Here is a 13731-nt window from a genome sequence, read left to right as displayed (position 1 = left end):
TAGTATTTTTTCATTATAAATTTTTAATTTCACTCAATAATCATAAGATTTTCAGTGGCCTCCAAACTTCACGGGTTTGGGGCGTGACATCGCTTGTTTTAGGCACGAAAGTAGACTCGCCAAACTCATATAACCTTTAACACTTTTGCTAACTATTGTTTTGAATTACCACTAGGTATCTTATCTTTAGTTCTATAAGATCTTCCTGTTATCTTTTCAACTGTAGAGTGATGTAATAATCTATTTAGTATTGCGTTAGCAATTGCTATATCTCCAAACTCTTCATTTCATTTGCTAAATTCCTTGTTAGTAGTAATTATCGTACTAGATTTTTCGTATCTTTTATTGATCAGCTGAAAAAACATATTTGAATCTTCTTTTGTAATTGGTAAGTATCCTATCTCATCTATTATTAGGAGTTTATATTTAGCATAATGCTTAAGCAAAGCTTGAGCGAGATTCTATAGTGTTATCTCTTGAATAAAAGTATTTATATACGCCTGTTATTGTTGCACCTGCTAAATTAATCTTTTCTTTTATTTTTTCTTTATATTTATTTAATTTTGATTTTTTATCTCTAGTTTCTTTCTTTTCAAATCCATTATTATATTTTGATATAGTTTGTTTTGAGACACCAAATCTTCTAGCTAATTCATTATAGTTTGGTTTCATTTTTAAACACCTCAAAATGTGTAGTTCTGCCTTTATTATTTCCATCATGTCCATTACCTCATTATATCGGAAGCAATTATACTACTTTCTTTGTAATTCTGTTAAATTTTATATTTGCATTCTTGTTAATTATTATTTTAGCATTAAAACTATGTGAAATGACAGCGCACCCAATACTACTGTTGTGGAGGAAATCCACTGGGGAATGATCGAAGCCGCCAACTTTACGGGAAGCCCGCAGGAAAGATAGGTTGTTGTGATGCGTCGCCAGTTAGAGATTGACTACAAGAAACTGATAACAGAGCATTTGAATATTCGAGGAACAAAGCGCAAAAAAAACTAAAATAAAATTGTATTTGTTGCGATTACGCAGTAATATCATGAGTCCATTCGATAAAAATAGGTTTTAGACATAAATATTACAATTTATTAATCAGCTTGAATTTTAATTTTTCTGAAATTAGTCGATAACTTATATATAGAATGATATCTATGGATATCAAAACCAAAAATAATTATGGAAGGAAGGGTTTTATATGCAAATCAACAACAGTACAGCAAGTGATTCCACCAGTTATAATTATACAATGAATGCTGGCAGTGTAAATCAAGACAAACAGATTAAATCGATTCAAAAGCAAATTGAAAATGTGAGGAAACAACTGCAAAGACTTTCGGACAATAAAGATATGTCGCCTAAAGATATGATGGAAAAAAGGAAAGAATTGCAACAACAGATTCAGGACTTAAATAAGCAGATAGCGCAAAGGAAAATTGAAATTCAGAAGGAAAAGAGTGAGGAAGCAGTTTCTAAAACAAATGATAAAATTACAAATGATACCAAAGATAATGGAGTGGGAATGACTACAGATGAAACTGGCATTATTATTTCATTTTCTACCACAAAGGAACAGATGACAGGAATGATTAAAATTAAAACAGATTTAGAAGGGAAATTGAGGACAGCAAGAAGTGGAGAAGAAAAGACGGAACTACAGGCAAAAGTCGATAATATTACAAATGCACTTTTTGAAAAAGCAAAGGAGATAGGGGATACAATCTCCGAACATCAAGAAGATGCAATAGATGAAGTTAGGAGTAAACAAACGGATAGTATCAAAGAAGATAAGACAGATATAGAAGAAAACAAAGCCAGTTCTTTAGATGTTCCTGAACAAAAGATTAGCAGTAACGAGAAACCGGCGATATATACAAGAACAGGCGAAGCAAATCAGCCTGAATCAGAGGTGAAGCTTTCAGTGGTAGTATAATAAGAATGTATAGAGCTGATTATTGTTTATGGCAAAGAAAAACCATTTGGCAAGGGAATATAAACGACAAGTTACTGTCAGTGAATTTCTCAAATCTCAAGGACTAATGTTATCAGAAGAGAAAACAACAATCACGTATATAGATGATGGGTTTGACTTTTTGGGGTGGACATTCAGAAGATTCAAAGGTAAATTTATCGTTAAACCTTCCAAACATTTTATTAAAAGTGCTCTATTATTATACTGAAAGAAGGAAAAGTAAGCACTTAATCGGACTTGATTCGAAGACTAAACTAAGTGATCAGAGGATGGACAAACTATCACAAACATGTTGCCTGAAAGGGTTAAGAAATGCTTGAGCCGTATGAGCGGGAAACTCTCATGTACGGTTTTTAGACGAGGGAAAGGGAGCAATCCCTTTTCTTTTTACCTTTAAAGGAAATACGAAAATGGAACAAGAGCTGCCAAGTGAATAGAGGAAGAAGTCGCCAGCGATTTCTGGCGGTTCACCTCTTGAATTATGAAATCATAGCTGGTATACTTAGCTTTAGAAATATTGGTTCAGATGTGTGGTGTTTTTGCCTTAAATCCTTGATTTAAGCCTAAAACTTGTACTAATGACACATATTAATAGTAAAAAGACAGAGAAATATTTCTCTGTCTTTTTACTATTAATAATTGATATTTTAATTTCATCATTAAAATATGGAGGGATTATTTTGAGATATATATTACATATTGATATGGATGCTTTCTTTGCTTCTATAGAACAAAGGGATAATCCTAATTTGAAAGGTAAACCCATAGTTGTAGGAGGTAAGCCTGATAAAAGAGGAGTAGTGTGTGCAGCATCATATGAAGCTAGAGTATTTGGAGTAAAGTCAGCAATGTCTTCTAAAGCTGCTGAAAGATTATGTAGAAATTTAATATTTGTTCCTGTTAATAAAAATAAATATAAAAAAGCATCAAATTATATAAGAGATATTTTTAAACGATATTCATTGAATATAGAACCCTTATCGTTAGATGAAGCTTATATAGAAATTTTTGATGAAGATCCTATGTATATTGCTAAAAGCATAAAAAAGGATATTAAAAAGGAACTCAATCTAACTTGTTCCGTAGGTATAGCCCATAATAAATTTTTGGCAAAATTGGCTTCTGATATGGATAAACCAAATGGAATAACTATGATTAATGAAGAAGAGGTTTTAGATATTTTAAGTCCTTTACCAATTAGGAAACTTTGGGGAGTAGGGCCTAAAACTGCTAAATTATTAAATAGTATGGGAATATATACTATAAATGATATACAAAATTACGATGAAAGTGTTTTAGTTGATAGATTAGGAAAAAAAGGTAGAGAATTAATGATGTTTGCAAAGGGGATAGATAATAGAAAGATTGAAGGAGAATCTTTGCCTCAATCAATTAGTGAAGAAAATACATTTTCTTATGATATAGATAATTTAGAATATATTCATGAAAAATTAGATGAATATTCTGAGGATATTTATAATAGAATTATTAAGAAGGGATATAAATATAAAACAATAACTATAAAGTTAAAATATGATGATTTTTCTATAGAGACTAGAAGTTATACATTAGAAAGTGCAGCAGATAAGTTAGAAACATTAAAAAATATTTCCAGTTATATATTTGATAATAAATTTCATATAGAAAAGAAAATTAGACTATTAGGATTAGGAGTATCAAATTTTATATATCCTAATGAACCAGAACAGATAAAACTTAACTTAGATAGTTATTTCTAAAGGGGAGGAAAAAATTGGGTAGATATAAGAGAAAATATATAAAACGTAAAACTAAAAAGGACAAGCTAATTTATATAATAATTTTTGGGATAATATCACCTATTGTTTCCATTATTTTAGCATTTTTTTTAGTTAATTATATAGTTCATCCAAATTTTTTATCACATACTGATGATTCTACTATGAATACTCAAGCTTTAGAACAAGAACATGAATTTTCCAATGGTGAAATAGGTATGGAAATTATCAATATATTTAATATTCAGACAGGAAGTTTTACTGATTTAGAGAATGCTAAAACATTAGTTGAAAAATTAAATAAAAAAGATATACCTGCATATATAATAAAATCAGATAATTATAAAGTATTCTCAGGTACCTTTTTTAAGAAAGTAGATGCAGAAGAATATGAACAATATTTAAATCAAAAAATTGAAAAAACATTTATAAATGAAAACTTTATAGAAGGAAAAGTGATAATTGATGAAGAATTAATAAAAGAGGATGTTAAAAAAATATCAGAGTTAATAGAATTATATAATGAATCTTTTATTAATGAAACTTCTGTATGGAAAGAAGTATTAATATCTAAAAAACATTCTAAAATTAAAGAAATTATATCTGAAAATAATAGTAAGATTTCTGATATTCATAAGGAATTACAATCAGAATATGAAATATTAGTTAAATTAAATAAAATATTTGAATCTAGGAAAAAAATTCCCGATGATATTAAAGAAGATAATTTATTAACCTATTACTCTGAATATAATAAAATTCTGATACAATACATCAATATTATAAAGGAAAATGAGGAGGACTAATATGAAATTAAGAGAGATACAAAATATATTAGGTGCGGAAGTTATAACTGGAGAAGATTTTTTAAATAAAGACATTCAATCGGCTTTTGGTTCTGATTTAATGAGTGATGTATTAACTCTTGTAGATGAAAAAGCTATTTTATTGACGGGATTGAATAATCCACAGATAATAAGAACAGCAGAAATAATAGATTTATTTGCGATTATTTTAGTAAGAGGTAAGACTCCAGAAGAAGATTTGATTAAATTAGCTGAAGAAAAAAAAGTAACATTGATGACCACTAATCATACTTTGTATACTGCCTCAGGATTATTATATAGTAATGGGTTAAGAGGGGTAAAGTTGGATGAATAATAGTAAAGATAAAAATAAAATAAAATTAGAATATAGTATAATCAGTAATGATTTTAAAAGAGCTGGTGAGACATCTAGCAATATTAAATCAATACTAAAAAAAGTTGGTATAGATAATAAAGTGATTAGAAAAGTGGCAATAGTTACATATGAAGCAGAAATGAATATTGTAATACATTCTTATGGTGGAAATATAAAATTAATGGTAGAGGGTAATAATATTATTATAAATGCTTATGATAAAGGCCCTGGTATAGAGGATATATCTTTAGCCATGAAAGAAGGATATTCTACTGCAACAGATGAAGTGAGAGAATTAGGTTTTGGAGCTGGAATGGGCTTACCTAATATTAAAAAATGTTCAGATTATTTTAAAATAGAATCAAGTACTGAAGGAACTAGACTATTAATTAAAATTAGTTTTTGATATGATTATAATAGTTGGAATATTACAATTATTATAAAAGGAAAGGTGGTATCATAATAATGGTGTTTCATTCTGTAGTTCTTGATGATGAATACTGTAAAGGTTGCACAAATTGTTTAAAAAGATGCCCCACAGAAGCTATAAGAATTAAAAATAAGAAAGCTGATATTTTAAAAGAAAGATGTATTGATTGTGGTGAGTGCATAGTAGTTTGTCCATATCATGCTCAAGATAGTATAACAGATGATTTAAGAGATCTTAATAAATATAAATTTAACATAGCTATTACATCTACAACTTTGTATGGACAGTTTCCTTTGGATGTAAAAATTGATAGAATTTATGAAAGTATTAAAGGATTAGGTTTTAATTATATATACGATGAAGGTAGGGCTGCCGATATTATTGCTTTAACATTTAATGATATATTAGAAAAAGGAACAAATAATTTTCCTCTTATATCTTCGTTATGCCCTGCAGTTATACGTTTAATTCAAATTCGATTTCCTTCTTTAATTAATAATATTATGAGAGTTGAATCTCCTATGGAAATAGCAGCTAGAATGGCTAAAAAAGAAGTTATGAATAAATATGATATTTCTTCAGAGGATATAGGAGCCTTTTATTTGACGCCATGTCCTGCAAAGTATACTAGCATAAGGGAACCATTGGGTATTAAAAAATCTTACATGGATGGAGCTATTGCAATAAAGAAAATATATGGTGATTTAGTAAGAAATGAAAAAAAGATTAGTGGAGAGTGTGGATTTAGTAAAGGGAGTTCCAAAGGTATAGGTTGGTCGAGAGTCGGAGGACAAAGTATGGCAATGGGAATAAAAAAATATGTTGCTGTAGATGGTATTGGTAATGTAATAAAAGTTTTAGAGGAAATTGAAAATGAAAATTTAAAAAATATTGAATTTTTCGAAGGCTATGCATGTGTAGGAGGTTGTGTAGGGGGACCATTAAATGTTGAAAATCCATTTATAGCAAAAAGTAGAATAAGGCAAATATATGAAGATAATGAATATAAAGCTGAAAAGTCTAAAGAAGAAATAGAAGAATATAAAGAATTATTTAAATCTGGATATTTATCTTGGACTGAAGATATAGAACCCAGAGGAGCATTAAAGTTAGATGATGATATGTTTAAAGCATTTTCTAAAATTGAAGAAATAAATAAAATTGCAGAATCGCTTCCAGGACTTGATTGTGGCTCTTGTGGTGCACCAAGTTGTAAATCTTTTGCAGAAGATATAGTTTGCAGAGGAGCAAATATTGAAAATTGTATATTTATGATAAAATAATGGAGGTGAAAATGATGAAAATTTCTCAAATAATTAAAGAATTAGATTTAGAATTAATATCTGGAGAGAAAGGCTTGGACAATGAAACTAATGGTGTCTATTCCGGAGATTTATTAAGTGTAGTAATGGCTAGTGCTAAAGAAAAACAGATATGGTTGACAGTACAGACTCATATAAATATAGTGGCTATAGCATCATTAATTGATATTTCTGCAATATTAATAGTTGAAGGAATGGAGGTAGAAGAAGATACAATTGAGAAATCGAATGAACTAGGGATACCAATTATTAGAACTAATAAGACAACTTATGAGATATCTATAGAGTTATATAAATTAGGAATAAATTGATTATGAAATTATATTATGATTTACATATTCATTCTGCTTTATCTCCTTGTGCTGATAATAGCATGACTCCTAATAATATTATTAATATGGCATATATAAAAGGTTTAGATATAATATCCGTAACAGATCATAATTCATATTTTAACGTAGAAACTATAATGAAACTTGGAGAGTTTAGAAATATATTAGTAATACCTGGTATTGAAGTTACAACTGCTGAAGATATTCATTTATTATGTTATTTTCATAATGTTAAAGCTTTAAAAAATTTTGGAGAAAAAATATATGAAAATCTTCCTAATATAAAAAATAAAGAAAATATATTTGGAAATCAATTAGTTTTAGATAAAGAAGATAATAAAATAAATGAAATAGATAAATTATTAATAAATGCTAGTAAGTTTAAAATAGACGATGTTTATCATATGGTAATGGAAGAAAGAGGTGTTATTATTCCTGCTCATATAGACAAAAAAAGTTATAGCATATTGTCTGTATTAGGATTTATACCTGAAAAATATGATATAAAATTTGTTGAGATCAGTAATAAATTATATAACAGAGAATTAATAAAGAATTATAGAGTAATTTATAATTCTGATGCTCATTACTTACAGGATATTAATGAGCCAATAAATGAAATAGATATAAAAAATAAAACTATAGATAAGGTATTAGAGTATTTTAAGGTGGAGGAGAAATAGTGAAGGAACTTTCGTTACATATATTAGATATAATTCAAAATTCAATTTCTGGTAAAGCTACTAATATAGAAATAGATATAGTGGAAAATCCTAAAGATAATATATTTCAAATATCAATAAAAGATAATGGGATAGGAATAAAAAAAAGCATATTAAAAGATGTACTTAATCCTTTTGTAACTACAAGAAATACTAGAAATGTTGGTTTAGGCTTATCTTTATTTAAATCTACGGCTGAAAGATCTAATGGGAAATTAATATTAAAGTCAAAAGAAAATATAGGAACTGAAGTCTATGTAGAAATGGAATATGATAATATAGATAGACCGCCTTTAGGAAGTATAGAAGATACATTGATAGCAATTATGAGTGGAGAAGGAGACAGAATTAATATAAAATATAGGCATAATGTAAGTGGTAAAGTTTTTGCTTTTGATGCAGCAAAAATCAAAAATATTATTCAAGATGTTGATATAGAATCTCCAGAAGTAATAATGTGGTTAAGAGGTTATATCAAAGAGAATATTAGAAATTTGTATTTAATATAAATCTCATAAAAATGAAATATTAACAGAAAGTAAAAAAAAAATATTCATTAAATTTATTTTCACTGTAAATTCCGACAAAAAAATGATATAATTGTTTTTGAAAAGGAAAAACTGTATACAATAAACTTTGTAGAAAAAGTAACAATAATCCAAATGCTATTTAATATAGTTGCTTATTAATAGACAAGCATTAGTCTTGGTTAACATTTTAAAGCTATATTATTTTTTTTGCAAATAAAGCATTTTGTATACACAATGCTTTTTAATTTATTATAATAAAATTTTTAGAAGAGGTGAAATATATGGATTTAAAAGCCCGTACTTTTAAAGGTGGAATTCATCCTCCACATTTTAAAAAAGCTACCGAAAAGTTAGCTATTGAGAAATCACAAGAACCTAAAATGGTATATATACCAATGCAACAACATATAGGTGCACCTTGTGAATCGATTGTGAAGGTAGGGGATACAGTTAAAGTTGGTCAAAAAATTGGGGAATCTAAAGCTTTTGTTTCTGCTCCAATACATTCTAGTGTTTCAGGAAAAGTAAAAAAAATCCAGCGAATGGATACTCCTACAGGTAAAGCAACTACTGTAGTGATAGAATCTGATGGCAAAAATGAAATAGATGAAAGTATTAAGCCAAAGGGTGATATCAAAAATTTAAGTAGAGAAGAAATTATATCAATAATTAAAGAGGCAGGAATAACAGGAATGGGAGGGGCAGGATTTCCTACTCATGTAAAATTATCTCCGCCTTCAGAGAAAAAAATCGATACAGTTATATTAAATGGTGCCGAATGTGAACCTTATTTAACAGCTGATCATAGACTTATGCTTGAAAAACCAGAGATGGTTATTAAAGGTTTAGAGGCTATTATGAAGGCTGTAGATGTAAAAAAAGGATATATAGGTATTGAGAATAATAAGCCAGATGCTATAGAAATAATGACTAAGGCGGCTTATGATGATGAAAAAATTGAAATTATACCTTTAGAAACTAAATATCCTCAAGGAGATGAGAAAAGACTTATTCATGCTATTACTCAAAGGGAAGTTCCATCCGGTGCTTTACCTATGGATGTTGGAGTAGTAGTAAATAATGTAGGCACAGCTCATGCTATAGAAAATGCTATAGAAACTGGTATGCCATTGATTGAGAGAATTGCTACTATTACCGGTAGTGGAATTAAGAATCCCAAAAATTTATTAATTAAAATCGGTACTCCATTTAGTGAGATAATAGAAGAGTGCGGTGGATTTAAGGACAAGCCTGGAAAAGTTATTATGGGTGGACCTATGATGGGATTAGCTCAATTTACAATTGAAGTTCCAACAATAAAAGGTACATCAGGAATTTTAATTTTAAATGAACAGGATGCTAAAATACCTGATCCAGATCCGTGTATAAGATGTGGAAAGTGTGTAAACATTTGCCCTGTGAATCTTCAGCCATTATTTATAAGCAAATTATCTCTTAAAAAAATGTATGATGAGGCTGAAAGTTATAATCCTTTAAGTTGTATTGAATGCGGTTCATGTTCATTTATATGTCCATCGAAAAGACCGTTACTTCAATCTATTAGAGTAGCTAAGAAAGAGATCATTTCAAAGAGGAAAAAGAGTTAATAAATAGGAGGGACTAGTATGGAAAATATGTTGTATGGTTCTTCGTCACCTCATTTAAGGTCAGAAGAAACCATTTCTAGAATTATGATTGATGTTCTGATTGCATTATTACCTGCTACATTAGCAAGTATATATTTCTTTAGATTCAATGCTATTAAAATTATTGGGTTGGCAGTAATCACAGCAGTAATCACAGAATGGGCGTTACAGAAATTCATGAAAAAACCGGTGACAATTAATGATTTTAGTGCTGTTGTAACTGGATTATTATTGGCTTTTAATATTCCAGCATCTGCGCCTTGGTGGATACCAGTTATAGGTTCTGCTTTTGCTATAGCTATAGCTAAACAAGCTTTTGGAGGGTTAGGAAATAATTTTATAAATCCAGCTTTAGCAGCTAGAGCTATGTTATTAGCATCTTGGCCAGTTATAATGACTAATTGGGTAACACCAGGAACTGATGCAGTAAGTACTGCTACTCCATTAGCTATATTAAAAGGAGAAGCAGAAGGAAGTCTTCCATCAATAATGGAAATATTCACAGGTAATATAGGAGGGTCATTAGGAGAAACATCTGCAATACTGCTTATTTTAGGAGGATTATATTTATTATATAGAGGAGTTATAAGTTGGAGAATTCCTTTTGTTTATATAGCTACAGTTATGGCTATGACTCTTGTATTAGATGGTGGATTTACAAATATGATATATCACACATTCTCAGGAGGATTAATGTTAGGAGCATTTTTTATGGCTACAGATTATTCGTCCTCGCCAGTTACACCAAAAGGACAAATTATTTTTGGTATAGGATGTGGTTTATTAACATCAATTATTAGATTATATGGTGGATATCCTGAAGGGGTTTCTTATTCTATATTATTAATGAATGTAGCAGCACCATTAATTGAAAAATATACGGCTCCAAAAGTATTTGGTGAGGTGAAACAAAATGCGTGAGATTATTAAGATAGGATTAATATTATTATTAATAGCATCAATCGCTGCAGTAGTATTAGGTTTGTCTAATGGAATAACAAATCCTGTAATAGAAGAAGTAGAGATGGAAAAGAGTCAAGAAGCTAGGGCAGAAGTTCTTCCAGAAGCAGATGAATTTCAAATTGTGGAATTAGATGATGTTCCAGCAGGAATAACAGAAGTATATGAAGGCTTAGTTGGAGATGAAATAGTTGGATTTGCTATTAAAACTGCTACTGTGGGTTATGGAGGAAATGTTGAAGTAATAACAGGTATTTCTTCTGAAGGAGAAATTACAGGAATGAAAGTAGTTGGTCATGAAGAAACACCTGGACTTGGAGCAAATGCAACTACTGCTGAATTCCAAGATCAATATAAAGGAAAAAGTGCTGAAAGTGAAATAGGTGTTGTGAAATCTACACCTTCTAATGAAAATGATATTCAGGCTATAACTGGGGCTACAATAACTTCTGATGCAGTTACTAAAGGCGTAAATTTAGTTATTGAACTATTTAATAATACATTAGATATATAATAAAAGTTCGGAGGTGAAGGAATGAAAATTTTTAAAACACTTAAAAATGGAATAATTGATGAGAATCCAATTTTTATACAGTTACTTGGAATGTGTCCAACATTAGCCGTTACTACTTCTGCTATAAATGGTGTGGCAATGGGGTTAGCTACAACAACGGTAGTGGTTGCTTCAAATCTTTTTATATCAATATTTAGAAAAGTTATACCAGATAAGATACGTATACCATCCTATATAATTATTGTGGCAACTTTTGTTACTCTTATTGGTATGTTTATGAATGCATATGCTATTAGTTTATATGAATCTTTAGGATTATTTATACCTCTTATAGTTGTTAACTGTTTGATATTAGGTAGAGCAGAATCATTTGCTTCAAAAAATAAACCGACGATATCAATATTTGACGGAATTGGTATGGGATTAGGATTTACCATAGCATTAACTATATTAGGAATAGTAAGAGAAATATTAGGTGCAGGAAGTATATTTGGATTACAATTATTTGGTGAGTCATTTAAACCGGCAATAATAATGATATTACCTCCTGGGGCATTTTTAGCACTAGGATTATTAATTGGTTTATTGAATTACGTACAAAAACAAAAAAAGAGTGAGGCTTAGGAGGGATAATAAATGGAATTAGTAACTATAGCAGTAAGTGCAATGTTAGTAAATAACTTCATATTATCTAGATTCTTAGGTATATGCCCATTTCTTGGGGTATCTAAAAAGGTTGAAACTGCTACAGGTATGACAATGGCTGTTGCATTTGTTATGACCTTAGCATCTATTATGACATATATTGTACAGATAGCAGTATTGAACCCATTGGAACTTGAATTTTTACAGACTATTGCATTTATATTGATAATAGCATCTTTAGTACAATTTGTTGAAATGTTTATAAAAAAGGCCAGTCCAACATTGTATGAGGCATTAGGAGTATATCTTCCACTTATAACAACAAATTGTGCTGTGTTAGGATTAACATTGTTAAATATACAAGAAAAATTTAATTTAATAGAGACTATAGTTCATTCGGTTTTTGCGGCTATAGGATTTGGATTAGCAATAATATTATTTGCAGGAATTAGAGAAAGATTAGCATTAGCGGATGTTCCAGAATCTTTAGAGGGATTTCCAATTGCTTTGATAACAGCAGGATTAATGTCAATTGCCTTTTTAGGCTTTGCAGGATTAGTATAGGAGGTGAAGTTGATGATAGAAGATATACTTTTACCAGTTGTCAGTTTAGGGGGACTAGGATTAATATTTGGAAGTGGACTAGCAGTAGCATCTAAAGTGTTTGCAGTAAAAGTTGATCCTAAGATAGAAAGTATTAGAGCAGCTTTACCAGGAGCAAATTGTGGAGCTTGTGGATATCCTGGTTGTGATGCTTTTTCTAAGGCAGTATCTTTAGAAGAAGCTCCAGTAAATGGATGTCCAGTTGGTGGTTTAGAAACAGCCGAAAAGATTGGTGAAATAATGGGTAAATCCGCTGGTTCTTCAGAAAAAAAGGTTGCTAGAGTTATATGTAATGGGACTACTTGTAATACAAAAGAAAAGTTTGAATATAATGGAATTCAGGATTGTAAAGCAGCAGCATTAGTACAAGGAGGTAGTAAATCTTGTGAATATGGTTGCTTAGGGTTAGGAACATGTTATGATGTCTGTGATTTTGATGCCATAAAAATTGAAGATGGAATAGCCCATATAGATCCAGAAAAATGTACTGCTTGTGGGAAATGTTTAGAGGCATGTCCAAAGAATATAATAAAATGGACTCCTTATGATCAAAATGTAGTAGTAGATTGTAATAATAATGAATTTGGAAAAGATGTAAAAGTTAAATGTACAACAGGATGTATAGGATGTAAGATATGTGTAAAAGCTTGTCCTTTTGATGCTATGGAATTTGAAGATAATTTAGCAAGAATTAATTATGATAAATGTACTAATTGTATGATATGTGCAGAAAAATGTCCTACCAATGCTATTTGGGCAGATTTTGAAAAAAGAAAAACTGCTGAAGTAATAGAAGATAAATGTATAGGATGTACTATATGTGCTAAGAATTGTCCAGTAGATGCCATAGATGGAGAAGTGAAAAAAGTACATGAAGTAGATCCAGAAAAATGTATCGGTTGTGGAGTATGTGAAGAAAAGTGTCCAAAGGATGCAATAAAATTAAATTAAGCTAAAAATAAAGTATTCTTAAAATTAAGAGGTATTGTAAAAATGGCTCTATGTCAATAGTTGGGGCAGGTATTCCATTGAATACCTGCCCTGGTAGTGTAAATAAATCTGTGCTTAAGTGAAAAATAAAACTCCTTTCTGGCAACAATTAAAAA

Annotated in this window: 16 protein-coding genes and 1 pseudogene; 15 read left to right on the top strand and 2 right to left on the bottom strand. The window is 29.8% G+C overall.

The annotated features are described in order from the left end of the window. Window positions 1-152 precede the first annotated feature (152 nt). Window positions 153-446: pseudogene (locus GOQ29_RS14685) on the bottom strand (ATP-binding protein). After that, the gene (locus tag GOQ29_RS15070) at window positions 439-672 is read right to left on the bottom strand and encodes a hypothetical protein (protein ID WP_203372526.1); all 234 of its coding nucleotides are present in this window, start codon (window positions 670-672) and stop codon (window positions 439-441) included. Before GOQ29_RS15070 ends, GOQ29_RS14685 begins: the two are co-directional and overlap by 8 nt. Before the next feature lie 587 nt (window positions 673-1259). Here GOQ29_RS15070 and GOQ29_RS10085 point away from each other — a divergent pair. From GOQ29_RS10085 to GOQ29_RS10015, 15 genes are all read left to right on the top strand, one after another. After that, entirely contained in the window at window positions 1260-1943 is a 684-nt protein-coding gene (locus GOQ29_RS10085) for a FlxA-like family protein (protein ID WP_203372525.1), read from the top strand. 719 nt (window positions 1944-2662) lie between these two features. Beyond that, on the top strand, window positions 2663-3721 hold the full coding sequence (dinB, locus tag GOQ29_RS10080) for a DNA polymerase IV (RefSeq protein ID WP_252187590.1): 1059 nt from the start codon (window positions 2663-2665) through the stop codon (window positions 3719-3721). Window positions 3722-3735: 14 nt separating this feature from the next. After that, window positions 3736-4545, top strand: a complete 810-nt coding sequence (locus GOQ29_RS10075) for an SPOR domain-containing protein (protein ID WP_203372524.1) — start codon at window positions 3736-3738, stop codon at window positions 4543-4545. 1 nt (window position 4546) lies between these two features. Further along, window positions 4547-4900, top strand: a complete 354-nt coding sequence (locus GOQ29_RS10070) for a DRTGG domain-containing protein (protein WP_203372523.1) — start codon at window positions 4547-4549, stop codon at window positions 4898-4900. Then, entirely contained in the window at window positions 4893-5327 is a 435-nt protein-coding gene (locus GOQ29_RS10065; protein WP_203372522.1) for an ATP-binding protein, read from the top strand. The genes GOQ29_RS10070 and GOQ29_RS10065 overlap by 8 nt, the downstream gene beginning before the upstream one ends. 59 nt (window positions 5328-5386) lie before the next feature. Further along, the gene (locus GOQ29_RS10060) at window positions 5387-6634 is read left to right on the top strand and encodes a [Fe-Fe] hydrogenase large subunit C-terminal domain-containing protein (RefSeq protein ID WP_207750695.1); all 1248 of its coding nucleotides are present in this window, start codon (window positions 5387-5389) and stop codon (window positions 6632-6634) included. Between the two features lie 14 nt (window positions 6635-6648). After that, window positions 6649-6984, top strand: a complete 336-nt coding sequence (locus tag GOQ29_RS10055; protein WP_203372521.1) for a DRTGG domain-containing protein — start codon at window positions 6649-6651, stop codon at window positions 6982-6984. Between the two features lie 2 nt (window positions 6985-6986). Then, window positions 6987-7688: a PHP domain-containing protein gene (locus GOQ29_RS10050; RefSeq protein WP_203372520.1), complete on the top strand. Its 702-nt coding sequence runs from the start codon at window positions 6987-6989 to the stop codon at window positions 7686-7688. Continuing rightward, window positions 7688-8236, top strand: coding sequence for an ATP-binding protein (locus tag GOQ29_RS10045; protein ID WP_203372519.1), 549 nt, complete (start codon window positions 7688-7690; stop codon window positions 8234-8236). Before GOQ29_RS10050 ends, GOQ29_RS10045 begins: the two co-directional genes overlap by 1 nt. Before the next feature lie 302 nt (window positions 8237-8538). Further along, window positions 8539-9864 (top strand): electron transport complex subunit RsxC, encoded by a 1326-nt coding sequence (gene rsxC, locus GOQ29_RS10040; RefSeq protein WP_203372518.1) that lies wholly within the window; start codon window positions 8539-8541, stop codon window positions 9862-9864. A gap of 18 nt (window positions 9865-9882) precedes the next feature. Beyond that, window positions 9883-10824 (top strand): RnfABCDGE type electron transport complex subunit D, encoded by a 942-nt coding sequence (locus tag GOQ29_RS10035; protein WP_203372517.1) that lies wholly within the window; start codon window positions 9883-9885, stop codon window positions 10822-10824. Beyond that, complete coding sequence (locus tag GOQ29_RS10030) at window positions 10817-11377, top strand: RnfABCDGE type electron transport complex subunit G (RefSeq protein WP_203372516.1); 561 nt, start codon at window positions 10817-10819, stop codon at window positions 11375-11377. The genes GOQ29_RS10035 and GOQ29_RS10030 overlap by 8 nt, the downstream gene beginning before the upstream one ends. A gap of 21 nt (window positions 11378-11398) precedes the next feature. Beyond that, window positions 11399-12001 (top strand): electron transport complex subunit RsxE, encoded by a 603-nt coding sequence (gene rsxE, locus GOQ29_RS10025; protein WP_203372515.1) that lies wholly within the window; start codon window positions 11399-11401, stop codon window positions 11999-12001. A 12-nt stretch (window positions 12002-12013) separates the two neighbouring features. Next, the gene (rsxA, locus tag GOQ29_RS10020) at window positions 12014-12586 is read left to right on the top strand and encodes an electron transport complex subunit RsxA (RefSeq protein ID WP_203372514.1); all 573 of its coding nucleotides are present in this window, start codon (window positions 12014-12016) and stop codon (window positions 12584-12586) included. A 12-nt stretch (window positions 12587-12598) separates the two neighbouring features. After that, window positions 12599-13576: an RnfABCDGE type electron transport complex subunit B gene (locus GOQ29_RS10015; protein WP_203372513.1), complete on the top strand. Its 978-nt coding sequence runs from the start codon at window positions 12599-12601 to the stop codon at window positions 13574-13576. Window positions 13577-13731: the final 155 nt, after the last annotated feature.

Source organism: Anaeromonas gelatinilytica, from assembly GCF_016820635.1.
GTDB classification, from domain to species: Bacteria; Bacillota; Clostridia; order Tissierellales; family SIT17; genus Anaeromonas; species Anaeromonas gelatinilytica.
This window is presented reverse-complemented; position numbering and strand designations above follow the sequence as displayed.

What these genes read in the sequence shown, in the direction of transcription:
- GOQ29_RS15070 (WP_203372526.1), bottom strand. Translation starts at nt 672, where the DNA reads ATGAAACCAAACTATAATGAATTAGCTAGAAGATTTGGTGTCTCAAAA.
- GOQ29_RS10085 (WP_203372525.1), top strand. Translation starts at nt 1,260, where the DNA reads ATGAATGCTGGCAGTGTAAATCAAGACAAACAGATTAAATCGATTCAA.
- GOQ29_RS10070 (WP_203372523.1), top strand. Translation starts at nt 4,547, where the DNA reads ATGAAATTAAGAGAGATACAAAATATATTAGGTGCGGAAGTTATAACT.
- GOQ29_RS10065 (WP_203372522.1), top strand. Translation starts at nt 4,893, where the DNA reads ATGAATAATAGTAAAGATAAAAATAAAATAAAATTAGAATATAGTATA.
- GOQ29_RS10060 (WP_207750695.1), top strand. Translation starts at nt 5,387, where the DNA reads ATGGTGTTTCATTCTGTAGTTCTTGATGATGAATACTGTAAAGGTTGC.
- GOQ29_RS10055 (WP_203372521.1), top strand. Translation starts at nt 6,649, where the DNA reads ATGAAAATTTCTCAAATAATTAAAGAATTAGATTTAGAATTAATATCT.
- GOQ29_RS10050 (WP_203372520.1), top strand. Translation starts at nt 6,987, where the DNA reads ATGAAATTATATTATGATTTACATATTCATTCTGCTTTATCTCCTTGT.
- rsxC (WP_203372518.1), top strand. Translation starts at nt 8,539, where the DNA reads ATGGATTTAAAAGCCCGTACTTTTAAAGGTGGAATTCATCCTCCACAT.
- GOQ29_RS10035 (WP_203372517.1), top strand. Translation starts at nt 9,883, where the DNA reads ATGGAAAATATGTTGTATGGTTCTTCGTCACCTCATTTAAGGTCAGAA.
- GOQ29_RS10030 (WP_203372516.1), top strand. Translation starts at nt 10,817, where the DNA reads ATGCGTGAGATTATTAAGATAGGATTAATATTATTATTAATAGCATCA.
- rsxE (WP_203372515.1), top strand. Translation starts at nt 11,399, where the DNA reads ATGAAAATTTTTAAAACACTTAAAAATGGAATAATTGATGAGAATCCA.
- rsxA (WP_203372514.1), top strand. Translation starts at nt 12,014, where the DNA reads ATGGAATTAGTAACTATAGCAGTAAGTGCAATGTTAGTAAATAACTTC.
- GOQ29_RS10015 (WP_203372513.1), top strand. Translation starts at nt 12,599, where the DNA reads ATGATAGAAGATATACTTTTACCAGTTGTCAGTTTAGGGGGACTAGGA.